The organism is uncultured Campylobacter sp., assembly GCF_947255105.1.
Classification (GTDB): Bacteria; Campylobacterota; Campylobacteria; order Campylobacterales; family Campylobacteraceae; genus Campylobacter_B.
The window spans coordinates 64,968-88,092 of the sequence record NZ_CAMYFP010000001.1 but is presented as its reverse complement, the minus strand read 5'-3'; the positions used below and the strand labels follow the sequence as shown (position 1 = coordinate 88,092).

The window sequence follows — 23,125 nt, the reverse complement described above, 5'->3', positions numbered from 1 at the left end:
TTAAAGAGATATTTGATAAAGCCCGTTTTTGACGCGCTTTATCGCACCTCTTTTTGAAAGAAGGGAGAGAGTTTTTATAACAGTTGGCTTACTAACATCCAACATCTCACAAATTTGATCTATAGTTATAAAGATAAATCCATCTTTGTTTGCCACGCTACAAAGGTGGTAGATGATTTGAAGTTTTTTGTGACCAATTATCTTTTCTAATACTCTATCTTCAAGCTCTTTATTGATCTTCATTAAGCCCTGCATTGCTCATTGCAACAGATTGGTAGTGTGTTATTAGTGGGTCAATTATCTCATCAAAAAGCCCACCCTCAAGTATGGCATCAAGTCTGTAGAGAGTTAAATTTATCCTATGGTCACTTATGCGATTTTGAGGAAAGTTGTATGTTCTTATACGCCCACTTCTATCGCCTGTGCCAACTTGATCTTGTCTTGTTGCTCTCTCTTTTTCAAGACGCTCTTTTTCTTTCATCTCATAAAGTCTTGCTTTTAGGACTTTCAAAGCTGCCTCTTTGTTTTTGTGCTGACTTTTTCCATCTTGATTGGTTACAACTATTCCTGTTGGTATATGAGTAACTCTTACAGCGCTATCTGTAGTATTTACCGACTGTCCGCCATGTCCAGAGCTTCTCATAACATCTATCTTTAGATCGTTTGGATTTAGCTCTATATCCTCATCTTCAACCTCAGGCATAACAGCAACTGTTATAGCACTTGTATGCACTCTTCCTTGGGATTCTGTTTCAGGCACCCTTTGAACCCTATGAGTCCCGCCCTCAAATTTGAGCCTTGAATAGGCTCCAGCTCCTTTAACAAGAAGAATTATCTCTTTAAATCCACCAACTGCACCTATACTTTGTGAGACTATCTCAACCTTATAGCCTCTTAACTCTGCATATCTTACATAGGCATTAAAAAGATCACCAACAAAAAGTGCCGCTTCATCGCCGCCAGTGCCAGCTCTAAGCTCCAAAAAGATATTTCGCTCATCATTTGGATCTTTTGGAAGAAGAAGAATTTTAATTTCCTCTTCAAGCTTAAGCTCTTTTGCTTCAAGCTCCTTTAGCTCCTCTTTTGCAAGCTCGCCAAACTCATCATCAAGAAGCAACTCTTTGTTTTCGTCTATTTGTTCTAAGGTCTTTAGATAGAGAGTTGCTTTCTCTTTTATCGGCAAGAGCGAACTTTGCTCCTTTGTTAGCTTTGTCATATAGGCAATATCATTTGCAATGGTTGGATCGCTAAGTTCTTTTGTTAGCTCCTCATAGCGATCCAAAAAAGGTTGAAGTTTTGAAGCTAACATCTGTTATTTTGTGATTGTATTTACAAGTTTTGCCAAGCGGCCAACTTTTCTTGCTGCGGTCTGTTTTTTTAAGAAATTTTTACTAACAAAACTATGAATCTCTTTGTTAGCTTTCTTAAGTGCATCTTGTGCTTTTTCAAGCTCATTTGCCTCTACAGCCTCTCTTACACCTTTAGTTAGATTTTTAAGTCTAGTTCTATAAAATCTATTTCTCTCAGTCCTTTTTATGGTCTGTCTTGCTCTCTTTTCAGCAGATTTGTGATTTGCCATTTTTCACCTTTTAAAAATATAATATTAAGGGATTGATTATACAAAAGTAATTTTTAATTATTGCTTAATTTAAGCACTCTTTAAAAGAGAGTATCAAATAGCTTCGTATTTATCAAATTTAGATAAAATCACAAAAATCACTTTAAGGAAAGGTCATGAAAAAACTCTTTGGAACAGATGGAGTTAGAGGCAAGGCTGGGGAGCTGCTTAGCGCAGAACTTACTATGAGACTTGCCATGGCTGCTGGGATTTACTTTAGAAAAAGCTCAGTTACCAACCTCATCTTGGTTGGAAAAGATACAAGAAGAAGTGGCTATATGATAGAAACAGCGATTGTATCAGGTCTTACTTCTATTGGCTTTAATGTAAGACAGATTGGTCCTATGCCAACTCCTGCTATTGCATTTTTGACTGAAGATATGCGGTGCGATGGAGGCATTATGATAAGCGCTTCACACAATCCATATTATGATAATGGAGTTAAATTTTTTGATAAATTTGGCTTTAAGCTTGATGAGAGCGAAGAGGAAAAGATAGAGAAGATTTTTTACAACGATGAGTTGATAAATAGCGCAAAGTGCATAAATATGGAGATAGGTGCAGCAAAAAGAGTTGATGATGTCATAGGAAGATATATAGTTCATATAAAAAATTCATTTCCCAAATCAATGACACTTCACGGATTAAGAGTTGTGCTTGATGTTGCAAATGGCGCTAGTTACAAAGTGGCACCTACTATATTTAGTGAGCTTGGTGCTGAAGTTTTTATCTTAAACAACGAACCAAATGGAAAAAATATCAACGATAATTGTGGTGCTCTTCATCCTCAAGCGCTTGGGCAAGAGGTTAGAAATTTAAGAGCTGATGTTGGTTTTGCATTTGATGGAGATGCCGATAGACTTGTAGTTGTTGATAATTTTGGCGATGTGATAGATGGCGATGTGCTTATGGGTGTCCTTGCACTCTTCCTAAAAAACGAAGGAAAGCTCAAAAACAACAAAATTGCAACTACCATCATGAGTAACAAAGCACTAGATGATTTTTTAAACAAATTCGGTATAAAAACCCTAAGAGGCAATGTTGGAGATAAGTTTGTTTTGGAGCTTTTAAGAGAGCATGATCTTAGCTTTGGTGGCGAGCAGAGCGGTCACCTTATCTTTAGTGACTATGCAAAAACAGGCGATGGTATAGCAAGTGCATTGCAGTTTAGTGCCTGCATACTAAAAAGCAAAAAAACTTCAAGCGAGCTTGGCCAGGTATTTAAGCCCTATCCTCAGCTGCTACGCAACATAAAGATAAAAAATAAGCCACCTATCGAAGAGTTAGCAGGTTTTAAAGAGCTTGAAGAGAAGTTAAATTTGCAAGGTTATCGCTCTCTTTTTAGATATTCAGGCACAGAAAATGTCATTAGACTACTTTTAGAGGGCAAAGATAGCAACAAGATAGAAGGTGCAATGGATGAAGTGGAGAGCTTTTTTCAAAAAGCGTTAAATGGCTAGAATTTTAGTTAAATTTGGACTTATTTTAGTTGCTGTGCTGATAGCAGATCAACTCGTTAAACAACTTTTTATAGATGGTTTTAGATGGAGAGGCGACTACTTTTCTTTGGTTTTGGCCTATAACGATGGAGTTGCCTTCTCCCTTTTTGCAAAGCTTGGCTGGACGCTCAAGTTTATACAACTTGGACTAATAATCTTAATAGCTCTCTATTTGGCATATGAGAAAAAATTTTTGCAGCACCACTTTATAGCACTTGGATTGATATTTGGAGCAGGTATTTCAAACTTGCTTGATAGATTTGTGCATGGTGGAGTGGTTGATTATCTCTATTGGCATAGGTGGTTTAGCTTCCCTATCTTTAACCTAGCTGATGTAATTATAAATATCGGAGTGGCACTTATTATTTTAAATGAGCTATTTTTTAAAAAATCATCTTAACCATATCCGAACCGCCCATAACTACATTTTCCTAGTTTAACTTGCGGTTATACTTTAAAAAATAAGCTAAATGTAATCTTAAATTTTTTAGTATCAATTAATAAATTTAATGTAGAATAACTCTATTTAAATTTAAGGAGTCTTTACATGGATTTTTCTAACCTCCCGCAAATAAGCCACAACGCCTATCTATGGATGAAGTTTTTACACTTTGCAGCCTTTATCTCTTGGATGGCAGTTTTGTTTTATCTACCACGACTCTATGTCTATCATGCTGAAAACAGAGATAACAAAGTTATCTCAGAGCAACTAAAATATATGGAAAAAATGTTATTTCATGCAATTGGCTGGATAGCTATGGTTCTTACTATTTTAAGTGCTGTTGTCATAATCATCGGTAGCAAGCCCGACTTAATGCGTTTAGGCTATTTTCATCTAAAGCTTCTTGCAGGGGCATTGATGGTGGCATATCATTTTTGGCTTTGGTACTATCTCATCAAATTTGAGAAAAATTCCTGTTTTAGGTCTGGCAAATATTTCAGAGCGCTTAACGAAGTGCCTACAATACTGATGTTTATTATACTCTATGCTATGCTTATCATGCCATTTGCTTAATGGATTTATTGCTAGTTGGCTTCGTGGTTTTATTGAATTTTATACAATATTTCAATAAAATAAACGACTTGCTAAAAAAGGAGGAATTTTGTTAAGAAAATTTAAAATGCTATTTAGTGGAGAGAGTGGCTCTGGAATACTTCTTTTGTTAGCTGCCTTGCTTGCACTTATTTTTGAAAATTTAGGTTTTTTAACTCATCTATATGATAATTTTATTCATCTACAGATAACAATAGGCGTTGGTAGTCTAAAACTTGATGAGCCGCTTCACTTTTGGGTAAATGATGCTTTGATGGCTATATTTTTCTTTAGCGTTGGCTTGGAGCTAAAAAGAGAGATGATTGAAGGACAACTAAGGCATATCTCTCAAGTTTTGCTTCCAACATTTGCTGCTTTGGGTGGAGTAGTGCTACCGGCTATTATTTTTTATCTATTTAACCATAACGACCCATTTGCAATTAGAGGCTGGGCTATCCCTACTGCTACAGATATCGCTTTTGCTGTTGGAGTATTGGCACTACTTGGAAGAAGAATACCTATAAGCTTGAAGCTCTTTATCCTAACTCTTGCCATTATGGATGATTTAGCAGCAATAGTTATAATTGCACTTTTCTACTCAACAACACTTAATTTTGTCTTTTTAGGGCTTGCTGCTTTGGGGCTATTTGTGCTATCTATGATGAATAAATTTGGAGTTGAAAAGAAGCTCTTTTTTGTCATCATCATAATATTAGTCTGGATATTTGTGCTACACTCTGGCATCCATGCAAGTATCGCAGGAGTTGCAACTGCCTTTACCATTCCACTTCACACAAAAAGTGGTGGCTCTATGACAAGGGAATTTGAAAACTTACTTGGCAACTTTGTAAGTTATATCATATTGCCACTTTTTGCCTTTGTAAACGCAGGAGTTAGCCTTAAAGGAATGAACTTAGAGTATCTTTTTGGACCAGTTCCGCTAGGAATTATCTGTGCACTATTTTTTGGAAAACAGATAGGTATATTTTTGTTTAGTTACATTGCCATTAAATTTAAGTTTGCCTATATGCCAGAAAAAGCAACATGGCTTCAACTCTATGCTGTGGCTATAATTTGCGGTATCGGCTTTACTATGAGTCTTTTTGTAAATGCACTAGCCTACAATAACAGTGATGTTTTCCATCACACAGACAAACTTGCCATATTGATTGGTTCACTTATATCAGGTTTTGTTGGTTACTTTGTCGCTAAATTTGCAAGTAGAAAAAAAGACGATGAGCTTAAAATTTCAAAGGTCTAACTCTAGACCTTTGATTTAATCTATTTTTCATTTTATTTAAGATATAATCCGAACTTTAGGTTCCGTAGCTCAGCTGGTAGAGCACCACCTTGACATGGTGGGGGTCGTTGGTTCAAGTCCAATCGGAGCCACCATTTTACTACTTAAGCTCTACAGTATAAATGGGAACACTTGTTATTATCTGCTTTTTTTCTAACTCAAGTGGGATATTTTTTATCTTTATATCATAAAGTTTCTCTTGCTCTTTTTCAGTAACAATCTCTCTAGTTGCGCCAAATTTAAAGCTAAGATCACTGTGCAAAATCAAAGCCCTATCTGCTACTGCCAAAGCGTGGTTTGGTTGATGAGTTGTAAAGATTATGCTAAGCCCAAACTCCTTTTTAAGCCTATCAATAAGTAGCAAAACTCTATCTTGATTTTTTAAATCTAGCGCACTTGCTGGCTCATCAAGTATCAAAACCTTACTCTCTTTACAAAGTGCTCTTGCAAAAAGCACAAGCTGTTTTTGTCCGCCTGATAAGCTGTTAAAATCTCTATCTAAAAGGGCTTCACACTTAAGCAAAGAAGCTGCATTTTTGGCGATATCTATATCTTTTTTCGATGGTCTTTTAAAGGTGCCAATCTTAGAGGCTCGCCCCATCAAAATAACCTCAAGAACGTTATAACTAAATGGCAATACAAAAAGCTGAGGAAGATATGCAAACTCTTCATTTACTATCACACTTCCCTCTTTTGGCTCTAAAATACCCATAAGACAGTATAAAAGTGTGCTTTTTCCCTGTCCATTTAGCCCAAGTATTGCAATACTCTCTCTATCTTTTAAGTCAAAACTAACATTTTTAAAGCAACAGCTCTCTTTGTTATACCAAAAGCTTAAATTTTTCGCACTAAGCAACATTTTTACTGCTCTTTTTCAAAAGATAGGCAAAAATAGGCGTTCCAACAAGGGCACAAAGCACTCCAAGTGGGATTTCAGCCACAGTCAATGTGCGAGAAAGATTGTCTATAAGAAGCATAAAAATCATTCCGATGGCAAAACTATAAGGCAGGCTTTTGATGTGAGAGTTGCCGCATATCGCTCTTGCAATGTGAGGAACTATAAGACCAATCCAACCAATACTTCCACTAATACTTACTTGAGTGGCTATCAAAAGTGTAGAAACTCCAAGTATAAAAATTCTTAAATAAAATAAATTTAGCCCTAAAATTCTAGCATCAACATCATCAAGACTCAAAAGATCAAATCGCCACCTCATCAAAAAAAGCGCCACTATACAAGGAAGAGCAACCAGAGCTAAAAGCATTAATTTATGATAGTTTGCGTTTACAAAACTTCCAAGTAGCCAAAAAACAATGGTCGGAAGTACCTCTTCAGAGTCAGCGATATATTGAATAAGGCTAATAAGTGCCGCAAAAAAACCATTTACAACGATACCAGAAAGTATAAGCGTAAAGATACTAAAACCCTTTACGAAGCTAGCTATGTAGTATAAAAACAAAAGCGCAACTACGCCAAAAATAAAGGCAAAACCAACCAAATGGAAACCACCAAAGCCAAGAAGTATCGCCAAAGCCCCGCCAAAAGAGGCTCCTGTGCTTACTCCAATTATCTTAGAATCAACAAGTGGGTTTTTAAAAAGTCCTTGCAAGCTAACTCCGCAAAGTGCCAAAATACCGCCACATAAACTTGACATTAAGACTCTTGGAAGTCGTATCCTATAGACAATATCTCGCGCCACATTGTCTCCGCCACCCATCATTACCTCTAAAACACCAACTATATTTAGATGATACTGTCCAGCACCTAGAGAAAATATGGCAAATAGCAACCAGCAAAGAAAAATTATTGAAAGTTTAAAATCGCCCACCTACTACCTTTTTGTCTATTATATTAAATATAGATTATAAATTAATAACTTTCTTTAAATTTATAGTCCAAACTCCTAAATTTGGTATTAAGTTTATATTAAAGTTTAAGAAGATAAAATATTGAGTTACATTCTTGTAAATATATCTTTAATAAAGTAAGGAAAACAGAGAAAAAATGAGCGATATTATCGCATATAAATTTAATGATGAGATCATCGATACACAAAGTATTGGTGATAGGAAAAATGAAGCTTCTCCAATTTATTTTAGCAACTCAAAAGAGGCGCTTTTCATTCTTAGACACTCCTGTGCCCACCTAATGGCTCACGCTATAAAACAGCTCTATCCCAAAGCTAAATTTTTTGTAGGACCTGCTATCGAAGATGGCTTTTACTATGATTTTAGAGTTACTAAAGAAGATGGAACAAAGCTAAATGATGAAGATCTTATCAAAATAGAAGATAGGATGAAAGAGATTGCTGCCAAAAAAATCTCACTAGTAAAAAGCTACTTTGACAAAGCAAAAATAGCTCAAATTTACAAAGATGATGACCTAAAACAAGAGGTTTTAAGTCACATAGAAGACAATACCATCTCAACCTATTCACAAGATGATTTTGAAGATATTTGTCGCGGACCTCATCTTCCTGATACTAGCTTTTTAAAATACTTTAAACTCATTAGAGTTGCTGGTGCATATCTTGGTGGAGATGAGACAAAAGAGATGCTAACACGTATCTATGGTGTTGTTTTTGCAGATAAAAAGAGCTTAGATAGCTACGTTAGAATGATAGAAGAGGCAAAAAAAAGAGATCATAGAAAACTTGGCAATGAGATGAAGCTTTTTACCTTTGATGATGAGCTAGGCGCTGGACTTCCTATATGGCTTCCAAATGGCGCAAGACTTAGAAGCAAGCTTGAAAAAGTTTTGTTTAAAATACATAGAAAAAGAGGCTATGAGCCAGTTAGAGGGCCAGAGATTCTCAAGTCAGATACTTGGAAAAAAAGTGGCCACTATGCAAACTACAAAGAAAATATGTATTTTACACATATTGATGAGCAAGAGTATGGTATAAAGCCTATGAACTGTATTGGACATATCAAAGTCTATCAAAGTGATGTTCGTAGCTACCGCGATTTACCGCTTAAATTTTTTGAGTATGGAGTAGTTCATAGGCATGAAAAAAGCGGTGTTATGCATGGACTTTTTAGAGTGCGCGAATTTACTCAAGATGATGCTCATCTATTTTGCATGCCATCACAAATTAAAGAAAATATCATAGAGATACTTGATTTTGTAAAAGAGCTTATGAATATGTTTGACTTCAAGTATGAGCTAGAGATTTCAACTAAACCAAAAAAAGCAATGGGTGATGACGCTATTTGGCAGACTGCTACAGCTGCTCTAAAAGAAGCTCTTGATGAAAATCACCTAAAATATGGCATAGATGAAGGTGGCGGAGCTTTTTATGGACCAAAGATAGATATAAAAATAACCGATGCAATAGGTAGAAAATGGCAGTGCGGAACTGTGCAAGTTGATTTTAACTTGCCTGAGAGATTTGATCTTAGCTACATTGATGAACACAACCAAAAACAACGACCTGTTATGCTACATAGAGCAATTCTTGGAAGCTTTGAGAGATTTATAGGAATACTTATAGAGCATACTGCAGGCGAATTGCCACTATTTATCGCTCCTGTTGGTGTTAGTATTATCCCTATTAGAGACGAGCATATGGAATATGCCAAAGAGATTGAGTCTAAAATAAAAGAGCTTGAAGTTGATGTGGAGATTTTAAAACCAACAGAAACTTTAAACAAGCGCATAAGAGTAGCTGAAAAAGCTCATGTACCAATGATTTTAGTAGTCGGAGATGAAGAGGTAAGTAACAAAAATGTTGCTCTTAGAGATAGAAGAGCTAGAGCTCAGTCCCAAATGACTTTGGATGAGTATTTGACTTTTTTAAAGGAAAAACTAAATGAGGTATTTTTTTGAATAAAGAAAAAGATGTTTATCTAAACGAAGATATCAAAGCAAAAGAGGTTCGATGCGTTGGAGATGATGGCGAAGTATATGGTATCATCTCAAGAGATGAGGCTTTAAAAATAGCGCAAAGCCAAGGAGTTGATCTTGTATTAATTGCACCAGATGCAAAACCACCAGTTTGCAAGGTTATGGATTATGGTAAATATCGCTATCAACAAGAAAGAAGACAAAAAGAGGCTAGAAAAAAGCAGAAAGTAATAGACATAAAAGAGGTTAAATTTTCTGCTAAAATCGCTCCAAATGATATTAAATTTAAACTAAGACAGGCTAGAGCTTTTATTGAAGATGGAAAGCATGTTAGATTTAGAGTCTTTTTAAGAGGTCGCGAGATGAACAATCCTGAAGTTGGCGTCGAACTATTGGAGAGAATTTGGGAAGAAATGCAAGATATTTGCGAAAGAGAGAAGACTCCTAACTTTGAAGGTCGCTATGTTAATATGCTAGTAACTCCAAAAAAATAAAAAAGAGACCTTGTTTAATATTGCATAAAGTTTTAATAAGCTAAAATGATAGCTTATTTAACTCAATTTAAAAGGATTAGTATGCCAAAAATGAAGAGTATTCGTGGTGCTGCTAAGCGTTTTAAAGCTGGTAAAAGTAAGATAAAAAGAGGTTCTGCTTTTAGAAGCCACATTCTTACTAAAAAATCTAGCAAAAGAAAAAGAAACGCTAGACAAGAGCATTTTATCCACGAGTCAGATGTAAAATCTGTTAGAAAAATGCTTTGCATAAGATAAGTTTTTGACAAAAGTCATTTAAACTCCCCACTTGCGTGGGCAAGACCCTTTGGGCGCCATTTTGTGAAAGGAAATAAACATGGCAAGAGTAAAAACAGGTGTTGTAAGAAGAAGACGACACAAAAAGATTTTAAATTTAGCTAAAGGCTTTTATAGCGGTAGAAGAAAGCACTTTAGAAAAGCAAAAGAGCAAGTTGAAAGAAGTTTATGTTATGCATATAGAGATAGAAGAGCTAAGAAAAGAGAGTTTAGAAAACTTTGGATTATAAGAATCAACGCAGCTTGCAGACTAAATGACATAAGCTACTCAAGATTTATTCACGGACTTGACAAAGCTGGAATTAAACTTGATAGAAAAATACTTGCCGATATGGCTATGAATGATGCAAAAGCATTTGCTGATATAGTAAATTTGGCAAAAAAAGCTTTATAAACTTATGGCTCAAATTTGGGCCATAAATTCACCTAACTACAACAAAAACAACTCGTAAATTTAGCATTTGAAATTTAACCTCTCTATCAAACCCAAAACCTCATCTTTTAGGGCCTCTAAACTGCCACTATTGTCAATGATGTAGTCTGCAAGAGACTTTTTTTTCTCTATACTAAGTTGTAAATTTGCTCTTTTTTTTGCTGTTTCTAAGTCTAAATTATTGCGCTTCATAAGCCTTTGTAGTTGAATCTCTTCTGACACATAAACTACAGCAACCATGCCCAAATCAAAATAATCCCCACTTTCAAAAAATAGTGGTATCTCTACAAAAAAAAGCTCTCCCTTTTTGTCTAACTCTTCTGCTTTTTTATAAATTTGCTCTTTTATGGCTGGATGTAAAAGCTCTTCTAAAAGCGACAACTTATCTTTGTCATTAAATACAAGCTCTCCAAGCGCCTTTCTATCCACTTTATTCTCTTTTACGAACCTTTCTCCAAAAAGATCTATTATCGCTCTAATTTTTCCATCTAGCACGCCGTGTGATATCATATCAGCATCTACAATCTCATATCCAAGCGACTTTACTATCTTTGCCACACTACTTTTGCCTGTAGCAATAGAGCCGGTAAGCACAACTGCATTTTTAAATTTTGTTTTTATCTCTTCCATTTAATGCGATTTTATCCAAACTTTGCTAAAATCAAATAAATTTCAATTAAGGATATAAATTTGATTAGTTATAAAGATGCTGGAGTTGATATCGATGCGGGCAATGAGTTTGTAGAGGCTATAAAGCCTTTTGTAAAATCTACCAAAACACCAAATGTCTTAGGTGGTATTGGCTCTTTTAGTGGTGCTTTCAAACTTCCCACAGGCTACAATCACCCTGTGCTTTTGGCATCAACTGACGGAGTTGGAACCAAACTTAGACTTGCAATCGATCACAAAATGTATGATGGCATAGGACAGGATTTGGTTGCTATGTGCGTTAACGACCTTATATGCAACTTTGCAAAACCGCTCTTTTTTCTGGACTATTACGCTACTGCCAAACTTGAACTTAGCGTTGCAAAAGAGGTGGTTCGTAGCATAGCAAATGGCTGCAAAATGGCAAAATGCGCACTTATTGGTGGTGAAACTGCTGAGATGCCAAGCATGTATGAAAAGGGAGATTTTGACCTTGCTGGCTTTGCTGTAGGTATTGCAGAAGAAGAGGAGATTGATAGGACTAAATTTGTAAAAAAGGGTGATATTCTTATCGGACTACAAAGTAGCGGTCTGCATAGCAATGGCTACTCTTTGGCTAGAGCTGTTATAAAAGAGCTAAATATAAATTTAGATGAAAAAATAGATGGCAAAAAAATCATAGAGCTTCTTTTAGAGCCTACAAAAATTTATGTAGATGAGTTTTTGAGAGCAAAAAACTACATCAATGCCCTATCTCACATAACAGGTGGCGGTATCGTAGAAAACTTGCCTAGAGTCTTTCCAAATGGACTTGGTGCGAAGATAGAAAGAGCTGCTATAAAAAGAGCCGTTATTTTTGATATCATCGCCAAAAAAGTCTCAGTAGCTGAGATGGATAGGACCTTTAACTGCGGCGTTGGAATGATAGCTGTTGCTAGTAAAGAAAATGCTAACAAAGTTATGGAGCTAACAGGTGGTTATGTTATAGGTGAAGTTACGAATAGAGCTGGTGTTTTGCTAGTTTAGTAACTAACAAACTGCTAACCTCAAATTTAAAAAGGAGATGATATTGGCAATAGTTGAGAGTTCTTTTTTTGCGACCTTTGGAATTCCTTTGCTAATCTGCCTAGCAAGAGTTTTGGATGTTACAATTGGAACTATTAGAATCATCTTTGTTGCCAAAGGACAGCGCCTTATCGCTCCAATTCTTGGCTTTGTAGAGATAATGGTCTGGCTTGTTGCAATAACTCAAATCATGCAACATCTAGATCATTGGCAAAACTACATAGCTTATGCGCTTGGTTTTGCCATTGGCAATTATATCGGTATCTATATCGAAGATAAATTGGCTCTAGGCAATGTAATTGTTCGTATCATTACAAAAATCGATGCTCATAAACTAGCAAATGAGTTAAAAGAGCTTGGATATAGCGTGACCATTATCGATGCGACTGGTAATAACGGTCCTGTGAATGTAGTCTTTACTGCTATAAAAAGAGATGAAGCCTCAAAGATAATCCCAATTATCAAAAAGCACAATCCATGGGCACTCTACTCTATAGAAGATATTAGATATGTAAATTACTCAATGGAAAACATTCCAATCAGAAGATAAAAAGGAGTCAAAATGATAGAAGAGATAGCAAAAAGATCAAATAATCTATGTGAAATGTGTGGCAGTAGCGATGATGTCAAGCCCTACTTTATAGAAAACTCCAAAATGGGAGCAAATTTATGTAAAGTTTGCCGTGATGGCGCTTCATTTAAGATAGAAGATTCTAGCCATTTTCACTGCCTAGAAACTGCAATGTGGAGTGAAATTCCAGCAATAAAGATACTCTCATATCAAATTCTAACTGCACTTAAAAATGAGAGTTTTGCAAAAGAGCTGCTTGAGATTTTGTATATTGAAGATGAATTAAAGTCCTACGCCAAAAAGTCGCCGATAAAAAAAGAGCCAACACTTGATAGCAACCTAACAGAGCTTAAATATGGCGATAGCGTAACTATCATCAAAGATCTTGAAGTAAAGGGCGCTGGCTTTACTGCCAAAAGAGGAACAGTTGTAAAAAACATAACACTAAATTCTGATAATACACAGATTGAGGGCAGAGTTAATGGTGTTAGGATTGTGTTAGTTAGTAAATTTCTAAAAAAGATATAGCTTTAAATTTAAGCCAATTTTTATGAGGGATAAAAATATCACTTATTTTATTAAATGACACAGTATTCTAAAGAGATATTCAAACCCAACCAAGTTTAGAGAAAAACTTGTGATTTTTCTTAATTGCGATGATGTTAGTGATGATAGTATAGAAATATATGCAAAAGCTGCTAAGAAGTTTTTTGATGGAGAGGATATTAAATTTTGCCTTACTTGGTCTTGGGCTGGATTTGACCTATATTTTATGCATATAGAAAGTGCTATATGACTGCAACTGCTGGGATATTGGCCTCATTTGTTACATTTATAAATTTATATCTTGCAAGTGCTATAAAACACAATATCATCTTAAAATTTGCAAAAACACTTGATAAAGAAAGTGATGAAGCTCTTGCTAAAAATGGTGGCGAAAGAATTTTAGGTGCGATTGGCATTATAATATTTTGCATAGGACTTTACTCTATCGTCGCTGGAAGCTAAAGGCGAAATTTCTTCGCCTTTAATGGTGGCAACTAAATCTATCCAAAAACTCTATAAATATCCTCTAGTAGAAAGTACTTCGCTTGAACCTCATTTTTGTAAAATGGCACAAAAGTATCGTTAAATACCTTTCTAAAAAAGCCCTGTTTGCTAAGCTGTACCATCTCTTCGTTAATTGCATTTAAAAGAGCTTGATTGCCCTTTTTAACACCAACACCCAAAAAGCTATTAAATCCTAAATTTCTCATATTTTTTGGGACAATATAACTTCTATCAACTATACCATAGGCCATAACAACCAAATTATCATCTATATAAACATCCGCTTTTTTCTCTTTTAACGCCCTAAATGCCTCAATGGAACCCTTTGTTTTTATCACTTTTGCACCTGGAATTGTCTTAACATAGTCCTCCATTGTAGTTCCCTCTTGAATGACGATGGTTTTATAATCCAAATCTTTTTCAAAATTTAAAGGCTTTTCTTTACTACTTATCGCTCCCATTGCAACAGCAAAATATGGAAGCGAAAAATCAACCTTTTTTCTTCTCTCATCAGTCTCTGTAAAACTTGCTATGATGACATCAACTTGATTGTTTTGTAAAAACTCAATTCTTTGACTACCGCTCTCAATACCAACTAAAGTAACCTTTCCGCTATTTCCAACAATGTGCGAACCAATAGCCTTTGCCATATCGACCTCAAAGCCCTCAAACTCGCCATTATCTAGACTTGAATAAGGCGGCTGATTGGTCCAAACACCAATTTTTATCTCACCGTTTTTATTAATTTCACTCAAACTATTAGCAAAAATAGACACCGCCATAACCAAAAATAAAAATACCAGCTTTCTCATAACTTCTCTTCCTTATGTCAATATTAAATAGACACTAATTATAAATAGATTATTTACTAATCCAACTAAAACTAACATGAACCTGTTTTGGCGGAATTATACTCATTTTATAAGAAATTTACAATATTAAAATTTGCCAACTAGAAATATTAAAGTTACACATTATCATAAAATAACTATCAAAGATTTATAAATTTTGCTCTTAATAGCTATATGATTTTTTATAAATTTATATAAAAAATCTTAAATTTAAGCTCAATATCTAACACCATTTTGTTTTAGAAAATCTCTTAAATCATCATATTCTGAACTTGTTAGATATCTCCATTTCCCAGGCTTTAACATTCCCAAATCAACCCTTCCAAAACTAACTCTTTTTAGTTCCATAACTTCTAGATCAAAGCACCCAAAAAAGCGTCTTAGCTCTCTATTTTGGCCCTCATTTATGATAACTTTAAGTTTTGTATAACCACCACTTGATCCAAGTACTGAATAGGCTAAGAAAGGCTTAAATTCCATGGATTTAATCTGCGTTTTTTCATGTGCTCCCTTTGTGGCGTCTTTAGCGAAAAATCCTTCTCTCATCGCTGCTATAACATCATCAGTTATCTCACCTTTTACCTTTAAATAATACATTCTTTCAATATCGCTTCTCATTAAAGCCTCAGCTATAGCAGGTGCATCAGTAAGCAGTAAAAGTCCTTCACTAGCAAAATCAAGTCTTCCAACACTTATAAACTTACTAAAACCTTTCGGCAAGGTATCGAATATTGTTTTTCTACCCCTATCATCACGCTTTGTAACTAACTCACCTTTTTGTTTGTTATAAACAATAACTGAAAACTCAGTTTTTTTCTTAACTAAACGCCCATTTATCTTGATTTTATCATCATAACTAACTTCTACAAAATCGCTAACAACTCTTCCATTTACACTAACTTTTCCACTTTTTATAAGTTCATCTGCTTCACGACGTGAATAGTTAGTGTTATGTGAAATAAATTTATTAATTCTCATTTTTTCCATTTACAATCCTAAATTTGTCAAATCATGAATGTGTAAAATTCCAATTGGAATTTTTTTATCATTGACAATTACAAGCAATTGAATTTTATATTTTTCTATTATTTTGAGGGCAGTTGATGCTAAAATTTCATCATCATCTATAATTTTTGGCTCTTTTGTTGCATAGTTTAAGGCTTTATCATTTATATCAAAATCGTCTCTTTGTAGTGCTCTTCTTAAATCCCCATCACTTAAGATGGCCACTAACTTACCATTTTTATCTGTTAGTAAAACGGCTCCAAGTTTTCCATGGGTCATCGTATCTATAGCGACTTTAAGACTAACATCATAACTAACAACTGGCAATTCATTAGTTTTCATAACGTCTTTTACTTTTAAAAACAGTCTTTTTCCAAGACTGCCACCTGGATGAAAATTTGCAAAATCTTCAACTTTGAAATTTCTCATCTTCATAAGACAAATTGCCAAGGCATCGCCCAAAGCTAAAGTTAACGTAGTAGAAACTGTTGGCGCAGCACCTAATGGACAAGCCTCTTTTATTATATCAAGACTTATTATTTCATCGCTAAATTTAGCTAAGGAACTGCTGAATTTAGCAGTCATTGATATAATTTGAACACCAAATCTTTTAAGGTGAGGCATTATTTTTATAAGCTCATCACTTTCGCCACTAAAACTTATAGCTAGTATCACATCGCTTTTTTGCACCATTCCAAGATCTCCGTGCAAAGCTTCAGTTGGATGTAAAAAAAAACTAGGAGTGCCAGTACTAGCCATTGTAGCTGCTATTTTTGCGCCTATATGGCCACTTTTTCCAACTCCTGTTACGATAACTTTTCCTTTACAAGAATAGAGCAAATTTAAAGCATTTTCAAATTTATCATCAAGTAAATTTGAGTGTCTTAAAAGCTCATTTCCCTCAAGCTCTAAAACTCTTTTTCCAATTTCTAAAATTTCACTCATTTTATGCCTCACACTAGGTAAATTACAGGAACAATTGTAGGATACTTTTTAAGACGTCTAAAGATATGCTTTCTTATGGCTTGTCTTATTTGATTTTCTAAAGCCCTTTGATCTCCTAAAAGCTCATTTTTTAAATTACTTAGAAACTGTGTTAAAACAAGCTCCATATCTTTTGCAAAGGCTCTTTGCTCTTTTGCATTAACAACTCCATAAGTTATAACTCTTGTTTTTACAAGTTTTTTATTTGCCTGATCAACTTGAGCAATAACCATTACAACACCAGCATCCGCTAAATTTTGACGATGTTTTACCATATCATCTGAGATTTCTTTGTTTATCTGATTATCGACAAAGATTTTGCCAGTTTTTACAGTTTTTACTCTTTTTATATATCCACTTGTAACTTCAACTTGATCACCATCACTCATCAAATAGATATTTCTTGGATCGACACCACAATCAATGGCTGTTTTAGAGTGCTTTTCTATATGGTTATACTCCCCATGAACAGGCAAGAAAAACTTAGGTTTTGTAAGACGAAGCATGAGCTTTTGCTCTTCTTGTGCAGCGTGACCAGAGACATGAATCTCACTAAAGTCTTGATACGCAACACTTGCACCACTTTTTAAAAGATAGTTTAAGATATTTGAAACACTCGCCTCATTTCCAGGGATTGCTTTAGCTGAGATAATAATTTGATCGCTTGGCTTTATCTTGATATATTTATGCTCATCCGTTGCCATTCTATATAGTGCACTCATTGTCTCACCCTGACTTCCTGTTGTTACTATCAAAACTTCGTTATCAGGGTATTTTCCAACCTCGTTAGCATCTATAAAAATTTCCTTTGAAAGATCAATATATCCAAGCTCCATAGCAGTAAATAAATTTCTCTCCATTGATCTTCCGATAACACAAATTTTTCTATTGTGTTTTAATCCATGTTCAATAGCTTGATAAATTCTATGAACATTTGAGCTAAATGTACTCATAATAACTCTTCCTTTTGATTTGGAAAATATTTCATCAAAGGTCTTTCCAACCGTTTTTTCACTTTTTGTAATGCCTTCTCTATGAGAATTTGTGCTATCGCTCATTAAAAGGAGCACCCCTTTTTCTCCATATTCTGCTAAGCGTCCTAAATCAGTCGGATAGCCATCTATTGGCGTGTGATCTATCTTAAAATCACCCGTGTGAATAATTGTGCCAGCTTCTGTTTTTATAGCAAGGGCTGAAGCATCAATTATGGAGTGAGTTATATGTATCCATTCGACATCAAAATCACCTATTTTATAGACTTTTCTTTTTTCTACTGGTCTGAAAAGTGCTCTTTTTGCCTTTAAGCCATGCTCTTCAAATTTATTTGATATCATTCCAAGACAAAGTGGCGTAGCATAAATTGGATAATCAAACTCTTTATAAAAATATGGCATCGCACCGATATGATCCTCATGTGCGTGAGTTATAATTACAGCCTTAATTTTGTCTTTTATCTTTCTTATGTAGTCAAAATCAGGTATTAAAATATCAACTCCAAGCATGCTTTCATTTGGAAAACTCATACCGACATCAACTATAATCGCACTTGTATTTGTCTCAAAAACAGTTATATTTCCACCTATTTCACCAAGACCACCAAGTGGGGTTATGCGGATCTTACCGCTGCTTTGTTTTTGAAATTTAAGTGGATTTAGTCTTTTTTCGTGCATAAGTTTATTTGCCTCAATGACGGCTGTCATCGCCTTTTGCCACGGCTCATTACCAACTAAATCTTTTGGCATATTGTTTCGTTTTCGTCTTTTTTTGGCTTTAGTTTGGTTTTGAGTGGCATTAACAGCGTCATCTTTTGAGCTATCAGTGCCGATAGATGACTGTTTTTTAAGATTGCTTCTTCTAGCTTTATGTCTATTTAACTTTTTTGCTCTTGGAGCAACTTTTTCTTCTTCATTTATCTTTTTTTCATCTATGTTGTTTTCTTTACTCATCTCTTCACCTTTATTCTTCTATAAATTTCTAAAAACGAGGTGATTTCTAACTCATGAGCTCGTAAATTATCTTTTAAATTTAGCTCCACAAACAGCTCTTCTAGCAACTTTTTATCAAATCTAGTAGCTAAGTTTTTTAAAACTCTCTTTCTTGGTGCAACAAATGCAAGAGCCAAAAAATTCTTAAAATCAAGATACTCTCTATCATCTTTAAAAAGATCAATAGCACCTCTATAATCGCTGCTCTTTACTATCTTTATGACCGATGAAGTTACCTTTGGCTCTGGCACAAATGACTCTTTGGGTACATCAAAAAGCAAGCTACTTTTGGCTGCTATGTTTGCAAGTATGGAGAGCGATCCAAACTCTTTATCTCTGCTTTTGGCTACAAACTTTTTGGCAACTTCCTTTTGAACCATCACGATAATAACCCTGCAATTTGGGTCATCTATAGCTTTTAAAATCAAATTTGTCGCTATGTAGTAGGGAAGATTGGCAACTAAATAGTAATCCTGGCTATAAAGCGAGCTATTTTGCCAAACTTTTGCTACATCACAATTTATGAGCTCAAATTTACCCGACATTTGATACTTTTTAAATTTGGATTCCAAATTTGGTATAAGGTCGCTATCTATCTCATAGCTTATGACCCTATTTTTAGAAAAGTCGAGTAATTTTTGCGTCAAATCACCTAAGCCAGCCCCAATCTCAACTATAGCTTTGTCATCTTTGGGAATCGCTTGGATGATCTTATTTAATACAACCTCATCTTTTAAAAAATTTTGTCCGAACTCTTTTTTTGCAACTATCATTTTTGGATTTTATCTTAATTTTACTTATAGTTGGCTTTTAGCCATTGATAACATGAAATTTAAGAAGCTTTGATAAATTTATATGAAATTTACCTATTTTTCAAAAAACTGATATAAAATTATATCTATCTTACAAAAAAGGTTTGAAAATGAAGAACAATTACAAAAAAATAATTCCTTGTTTGGATATGTTTAATGCAAGAGTTGTAAAGGGAATCAAATTTACAGATTTAAAAGATGCGGGCGATCCTGTAGAGATAGCAAAGGCTTATGAAAAAAACGGAGCCGATGAGCTCTGCTTTTTGGATATCGCAGCGACAACTGAGGGTAGAAAAACCATGCTAGAGCTTGCCGCAAAAGTAGCAAAAGCGGTAAATATACCTCTTACTGTTGGCGGCGGAATTGCAACTCTTCAAGATGCAAAAAAACTCATAAATGCCGGAGTTGCAAAGGTTAGTATAAACTCAGCAGCTGTAAAAAATCCATCTCTTATAGATGAGCTCTCATCAAATTTGGGCAAAGAGCGAGTAGTTGTCGCAATAGACATTACAAAGGTCGGCGATAAATTTCACGTTCTTATAAATGGTGGCAAAACTGATAGCAAAGTTGAGCTTAGCGCTTGGGCTAAAGAGGTGGAAAAAAGAGGTGCTGGCTCTATACTTTTGACATCTTTGGATAGGGACGGAACCAAAGAGGGATATGATTTGGAGAGCCTTAAATTAGTTTTGGATAGTGTAAAAATCCCTGTTATTGCAAGTGGTGGCGCTGGAACCATGGAAGATATGAGAGCCGCCTTAGAACTTGGCGCGAGTGCTGCACTTGGTGCTTCTGTCTTTCACTTTGGTGAGATAAAGATACCAGAGCTCAAAAAATATCTAAAAGAAAATGGAATTAAGGTTATGCTTTGATAGTTTGTGCTGGTAGAAATGAGTTTTTTAGCTTTGCAACTCCAATCGGTGTCGGACTTGTTGAAAGTGCGATGAATTTAACTAAGCTTTTGTTGACTAAAAGAGTAGAAAATCTACTTTTTGTAGGAACTGCTGGACTTTATAAAGATGGAGAGATTTTAGAAATTTATGAAAGCTCCAAAGCCTACAATCATGAAATATCAGAAATTTTGGGGCTCTCTTACAGCCCTATTTCAATGGTTGAGAGCTCTATTGTTTCACGTGAAACAATGAAAGTAAATTCATCAAACTACATCACAACAGATGAAAGAGCAGCCAACAAATTCTCAAATTTAGGCTACTTTATGGAAAATATGGAGTTTTATTCTGTATTGAAAGTAGCAAACTCATTTTCTATACCAGCATTTGGACTATTTTGTGCTACCAACTTTTGCAACAAAGAGGCTCATAAAACATTTATAAAAAATCACAAAGCAGCTAAAGAAAAGATTGAGCTCTATGTTAAAGAGAGGTTGTATGATGAAAAATTTCTTTAATTATACAAAGTTAGAGTTAGAGCAATTTATAGAGCCTAAATTTAGAGCTAAGCAGCTTTATGAGTGGGTTTATAAAAAGCATTTAGATGATTTTAACTCTATGAACAATCTGCCAAAAGAGTTACGTGCAAATCTCGCTGAAAATTTTTATCTAGATCCTCTAAAGATAGTAAAAAGCGAAGAGAGCAGAGATGGAAGTATTAAATATCTTTTTGCACTGAAAGATGGAAAAACTATAGAAAGCGTTTTGCTTCCAATGAAAGATGAGAAAAGAGCTGATGATGGCAAAATTGTAAGTCATGCTAGATACACTGTCTGTGTTAGCTCACAAGTCGGATGTAAAATGGGTTGTAGTTTTTGCCTAACAGCCAAAGGTGGGTTTGTTAGAAATTTAAGCGCTGGAGAAATTATTGCGCAAGTTTGGCTTCTTAAAAAGATAAATAACATTCCATATGAAAGACGAGTAAATGTTGTCTATATGGGAATGGGCGAACCTCTTAATAATCTTGAAAATGTTGCAAAAGCTATTAAAATTTTTACCGACAATGACGGACTTGCCATTTCACCAAGAAGACAGACAGTAAGCACAAGTGGACTTAGCTCACAAATAAAAAAGCTTGGAGAGATGAATTTGGGAGTTTTATTGGCAATATCACTTCATGCAGTAAATGATGAGTTAAGACAAGAACTTATGCCAATAAACAAAGCTTATAATATAGCTTCTATAATGGATGCCGTGAGAGAGTTTCCTATTGACATGAGAAAAAGAGTAATGTTTGAATATCTAATGATGCACGGCGTAAATGATAGCCTAAAAGATGCAAAAACTTTAGTAAAACTGCTTCATGGTATAAAGGCAAAGGTAAATTTAATCTATTTTAACCCGCACGAAGGCAGCATTTATAAACGTCCGTTAAAAGAAAATATGGAAAAATTCCGTGATTTTTTACAAAGTAAAAGTGTAACTTGTACTATAAGAGAATCGAAAGGAATTGACATAAGTGCAGCTTGTGGACAACTACGAGAAAGGAGCAAAAATGCAAACACTTGACCTGATAGAATATATCATCATTGCAATTGTCTTTTTTTTGACTATCGGTCTTTTTATCTATGTTATTTTAGAAGATAGAAAAAACAAAGATCTCTAAATTTAGGTAGTTTTTCGCCCTACTTTAAAACTAAATTCAGTCTACATTTGAGCTAGTTGTGCTACTGTTTCTGGCTTTAGCAAAATTGAGTGCAATGAAGCTATTTACAGAGCTTTAGATAGGCAAAGCTCTTATGAACTCATCACTTGCGTCAATCTTACTTTCAATCTCATATATTTTATTGTTGCATTCAAATTTAAGCCAGTTAGCATGAAGACAGAGTCTAGTTGCACCAGTTGCTTTTAACCTCTCATCCATATCCAAACTACCAAGTAGATATCTATCTGCCAGCTCGTCACTCACTCCATAAAGCGGATCTCCAACTATTGGATGTTTCACGTGAAACAAATGGACTCTTATTTGGTGCTGTCTTCCAGTTAGTGGGGTAGCTCTAATAAGCGTCATATCGTTGTTGTTAAAGTAGCCAATAGGTTCTATTTTGGTTATCGCCTCTTTGCCATCACTAGAAACCGACATCTTTATCGATATGAAACTATTTTGATCACCCTTTGTTATAGGACAATTTATAACAAAGTCCTCTTTAACTCTGCCAAAAACAAGAGCTAGATAAGATTTACAAACCGCCCTACTCTCAAATAGACTCTTTAAGATATTTTGATATTTTTTATTTTTAGCAACAGCTATCAAACCGCTAGTTTCTCTATCTAGCCTATGAGCAACAGCAGCCTCTTTTCCATAAAGATGCCAAATTTCATCATACAGACTATAAAGACAATCACGTCCATTTGGATGAGCCAAAACTCCACTTGGTTTGTCAAATATAGCAATATTTTCATCTTCAAAAAGTGGTCTTAACCCCTTTGGATGACACTCATAATCAACCATATAAATTTTGCCATTTAAGAGCTGATTTTTTTGCCTAACAACGCTATCCTCTTCATAAATTCTCATCTTATCAATAGCTCTTTGTGCTTTGGCAGAGCTCATACCTAAATTTTGCAAGAAAATAGCGGCTTTTTCATTGTTGGCAGTTTTTAAAAATCTCTTTATATAAGGCAACTTTTACTCATTTTTGGATAAAATCATAGTTTTTAAAAAGCT

28 protein-coding genes and 1 tRNA gene are annotated in these 23,125 nt (G+C 34.9%); 17 read left to right on the top strand and 12 right to left on the bottom strand.

Going from position 1 to position 23,125, the window contains the following annotated elements; genetic code table 11:
* From Q0X52_RS00475 to rpsT, 3 genes are read right to left on the bottom strand one after another with little or no spacing between them, the layout of a single operon-like run.
* Positions 1-243: a replication/maintenance protein RepL gene (locus Q0X52_RS00475; protein WP_297573385.1), complete on the bottom strand. Its 243-nt coding sequence runs from the start codon at positions 241-243 to the stop codon at positions 1-3.
* A complete protein-coding gene (gene prfA / locus Q0X52_RS00470) occupies positions 230-1,309 on the bottom strand; it encodes a peptide chain release factor 1 (protein WP_297573383.1) in 1,080 nt (359 codons plus the stop codon). The genes Q0X52_RS00475 and prfA overlap by 14 nt, the downstream gene beginning before the upstream one ends.
* Before the next feature lie 3 nt (positions 1,310-1,312).
* Complete coding sequence (gene rpsT / locus Q0X52_RS00465) at positions 1,313-1,579, bottom strand: 30S ribosomal protein S20 (RefSeq protein WP_297573381.1); 267 nt, start codon at positions 1,577-1,579, stop codon at positions 1,313-1,315.
* Between the two features lie 155 nt (positions 1,580-1,734).
* Here rpsT and glmM point away from each other — a divergent pair, with 155 nt between their 5' ends.
* From glmM to Q0X52_RS00440, 5 genes are all read left to right on the top strand, one after another.
* Positions 1,735-3,078 (top strand): phosphoglucosamine mutase, encoded by a 1,344-nt coding sequence (glmM, locus tag Q0X52_RS00460; RefSeq protein WP_297573379.1) that lies wholly within the window; start codon positions 1,735-1,737, stop codon positions 3,076-3,078.
* Positions 3,071-3,517 carry a signal peptidase II gene (gene lspA / locus Q0X52_RS00455; protein WP_297573377.1) on the top strand — a complete coding sequence of 149 codons (447 nt, stop codon included), beginning with the start codon at positions 3,071-3,073 and terminating at the stop codon, positions 3,515-3,517. The genes glmM and lspA overlap by 8 nt, the downstream gene beginning before the upstream one ends.
* Positions 3,518-3,664: 147 nt before the next feature.
* Entirely contained in the window at positions 3,665-4,132 is a 468-nt protein-coding gene (locus Q0X52_RS00450; protein WP_297573375.1) for a CopD family protein, read from the top strand.
* Between the two features lie 88 nt (positions 4,133-4,220).
* The gene (gene nhaA / locus Q0X52_RS00445; protein ID WP_297573373.1) at positions 4,221-5,411 is read left to right on the top strand and encodes a Na+/H+ antiporter NhaA; all 1,191 of its coding nucleotides are present in this window, start codon (positions 4,221-4,223) and stop codon (positions 5,409-5,411) included.
* 58 nt (positions 5,412-5,469) lie between these two features.
* Positions 5,470-5,545, top strand: a tRNA-Val gene (locus Q0X52_RS00440).
* 5 nt (positions 5,546-5,550) lie between these two features.
* Here the strand turns inward: Q0X52_RS00440 and Q0X52_RS00435 are convergent.
* Entirely contained in the window at positions 5,551-6,309 is a 759-nt protein-coding gene (locus tag Q0X52_RS00435) for an ABC transporter ATP-binding protein (protein ID WP_297573371.1), read from the bottom strand.
* Positions 6,299-7,279, bottom strand: coding sequence for an iron ABC transporter permease (locus tag Q0X52_RS00430; RefSeq protein WP_297573369.1), 981 nt, complete (start codon positions 7,277-7,279; stop codon positions 6,299-6,301). The genes Q0X52_RS00435 and Q0X52_RS00430 overlap by 11 nt, the downstream gene beginning before the upstream one ends.
* Positions 7,280-7,455: 176 nt before the next feature.
* On the opposite strand from Q0X52_RS00430, the gene thrS reads away from it, so the two are divergent.
* From thrS to rplT, 4 genes are all read left to right on the top strand, one after another.
* Positions 7,456-9,279 carry a threonine--tRNA ligase gene (thrS, locus tag Q0X52_RS00425; protein ID WP_297573367.1) on the top strand — a complete coding sequence of 608 codons (1,824 nt, stop codon included), beginning with the start codon at positions 7,456-7,458 and terminating at the stop codon, positions 9,277-9,279.
* The gene (gene infC / locus Q0X52_RS00420; protein WP_297573365.1) at positions 9,276-9,791 is read left to right on the top strand and encodes a translation initiation factor IF-3; all 516 of its coding nucleotides are present in this window, start codon (positions 9,276-9,278) and stop codon (positions 9,789-9,791) included. Before thrS ends, infC begins: the two co-directional genes overlap by 4 nt.
* Before the next feature lie 81 nt (positions 9,792-9,872).
* Positions 9,873-10,067 carry a 50S ribosomal protein L35 gene (rpmI, locus tag Q0X52_RS00415; protein WP_297573363.1) on the top strand — a complete coding sequence of 65 codons (195 nt, stop codon included), beginning with the start codon at positions 9,873-9,875 and terminating at the stop codon, positions 10,065-10,067.
* A 79-nt stretch (positions 10,068-10,146) separates the two neighbouring features.
* Positions 10,147-10,500, top strand: a complete 354-nt coding sequence (gene rplT, locus Q0X52_RS00410; protein ID WP_297573361.1) for a 50S ribosomal protein L20 — start codon at positions 10,147-10,149, stop codon at positions 10,498-10,500.
* A gap of 60 nt (positions 10,501-10,560) precedes the next feature.
* On the opposite strand, the gene coaE is transcribed toward rplT, so the two are convergent.
* Positions 10,561-11,169 (bottom strand): dephospho-CoA kinase, encoded by a 609-nt coding sequence (gene coaE / locus Q0X52_RS00405; protein ID WP_297573359.1) that lies wholly within the window; start codon positions 11,167-11,169, stop codon positions 10,561-10,563.
* Positions 11,170-11,229: 60 nt separating this feature from the next.
* On the opposite strand from coaE, the gene purM reads away from it, so the two are divergent.
* The 5 genes from purM to Q0X52_RS00380 all read left to right on the top strand — a co-directional run bounded on the left by purM (position 11,230) and on the right by Q0X52_RS00380 (position 13,831).
* Complete coding sequence (gene purM, locus Q0X52_RS00400) at positions 11,230-12,213, top strand: phosphoribosylformylglycinamidine cyclo-ligase (RefSeq protein ID WP_297573357.1); 984 nt, start codon at positions 11,230-11,232, stop codon at positions 12,211-12,213.
* A gap of 43 nt (positions 12,214-12,256) precedes the next feature.
* Positions 12,257-12,802, top strand: a complete 546-nt coding sequence (locus tag Q0X52_RS00395) for a DUF2179 domain-containing protein (protein ID WP_297573355.1) — start codon at positions 12,257-12,259, stop codon at positions 12,800-12,802.
* A 12-nt stretch (positions 12,803-12,814) separates the two neighbouring features.
* Positions 12,815-13,351: an alkylphosphonate utilization protein gene (locus tag Q0X52_RS00390; protein WP_297573353.1), complete on the top strand. Its 537-nt coding sequence runs from the start codon at positions 12,815-12,817 to the stop codon at positions 13,349-13,351.
* Between the two features lie 109 nt (positions 13,352-13,460).
* The gene (locus tag Q0X52_RS00385) at positions 13,461-13,619 is read left to right on the top strand and encodes a hypothetical protein (protein WP_297573351.1); all 159 of its coding nucleotides are present in this window, start codon (positions 13,461-13,463) and stop codon (positions 13,617-13,619) included.
* Complete coding sequence (locus Q0X52_RS00380; RefSeq protein ID WP_297573350.1) at positions 13,616-13,831, top strand: hypothetical protein; 216 nt, start codon at positions 13,616-13,618, stop codon at positions 13,829-13,831. Before Q0X52_RS00385 ends, Q0X52_RS00380 begins: the two co-directional genes overlap by 4 nt.
* A gap of 38 nt (positions 13,832-13,869) precedes the next feature.
* Here Q0X52_RS00380 and Q0X52_RS00375 read toward each other — a convergent pair whose 3' ends face one another.
* From Q0X52_RS00375 to rsmA, 5 genes are all read right to left on the bottom strand, one after another.
* Positions 13,870-14,685, bottom strand: coding sequence for a transporter substrate-binding domain-containing protein (locus tag Q0X52_RS00375; RefSeq protein ID WP_297573347.1), 816 nt, complete (start codon positions 14,683-14,685; stop codon positions 13,870-13,872).
* Positions 14,686-14,940: 255 nt separating this feature from the next.
* Entirely contained in the window at positions 14,941-15,702 is a 762-nt protein-coding gene (locus Q0X52_RS00370) for a pseudouridine synthase (protein ID WP_297573984.1), read from the bottom strand.
* A gap of 9 nt (positions 15,703-15,711) precedes the next feature.
* Entirely contained in the window at positions 15,712-16,674 is a 963-nt protein-coding gene (locus tag Q0X52_RS00365) for a KpsF/GutQ family sugar-phosphate isomerase (protein ID WP_269498826.1), read from the bottom strand.
* 8 nt (positions 16,675-16,682) lie between these two features.
* A complete protein-coding gene (locus Q0X52_RS00360; RefSeq protein ID WP_297573344.1) occupies positions 16,683-18,659 on the bottom strand; it encodes a ribonuclease J in 1,977 nt (658 codons plus the stop codon).
* Complete coding sequence (rsmA, locus tag Q0X52_RS00355) at positions 18,656-19,471, bottom strand: 16S rRNA (adenine(1518)-N(6)/adenine(1519)-N(6))-dimethyltransferase RsmA (RefSeq protein ID WP_297573342.1); 816 nt, start codon at positions 19,469-19,471, stop codon at positions 18,656-18,658. The genes Q0X52_RS00360 and rsmA overlap by 4 nt, the downstream gene beginning before the upstream one ends.
* Before the next feature lie 149 nt (positions 19,472-19,620).
* Between rsmA and hisF the strand changes: the two genes are divergently transcribed.
* Genes hisF through rlmN form a run of 3 tightly spaced genes read left to right on the top strand, consistent with a single transcriptional unit; the run spans position 19,621 to position 21,966 of the window.
* Positions 19,621-20,379, top strand: a complete 759-nt coding sequence (hisF, locus tag Q0X52_RS00350) for an imidazole glycerol phosphate synthase subunit HisF (RefSeq protein ID WP_297573340.1) — start codon at positions 19,621-19,623, stop codon at positions 20,377-20,379.
* Positions 20,376-20,915, top strand: coding sequence for a purine-nucleoside phosphorylase (locus Q0X52_RS00345; protein ID WP_297573338.1), 540 nt, complete (start codon positions 20,376-20,378; stop codon positions 20,913-20,915). Before hisF ends, Q0X52_RS00345 begins: the two co-directional genes overlap by 4 nt.
* Positions 20,899-21,966, top strand: a complete 1,068-nt coding sequence (gene rlmN, locus Q0X52_RS00340) for a 23S rRNA (adenine(2503)-C(2))-methyltransferase RlmN (RefSeq protein ID WP_297573336.1) — start codon at positions 20,899-20,901, stop codon at positions 21,964-21,966. Before Q0X52_RS00345 ends, rlmN begins: the two co-directional genes overlap by 17 nt.
* Before the next feature lie 211 nt (positions 21,967-22,177).
* Here the strand turns inward: rlmN and Q0X52_RS00335 are convergent, their stop codons facing one another.
* Complete coding sequence (locus tag Q0X52_RS00335; protein ID WP_297573334.1) at positions 22,178-23,083, bottom strand: RluA family pseudouridine synthase; 906 nt, start codon at positions 23,081-23,083, stop codon at positions 22,178-22,180.
* Positions 23,084-23,125 lie beyond the last annotated feature (42 nt).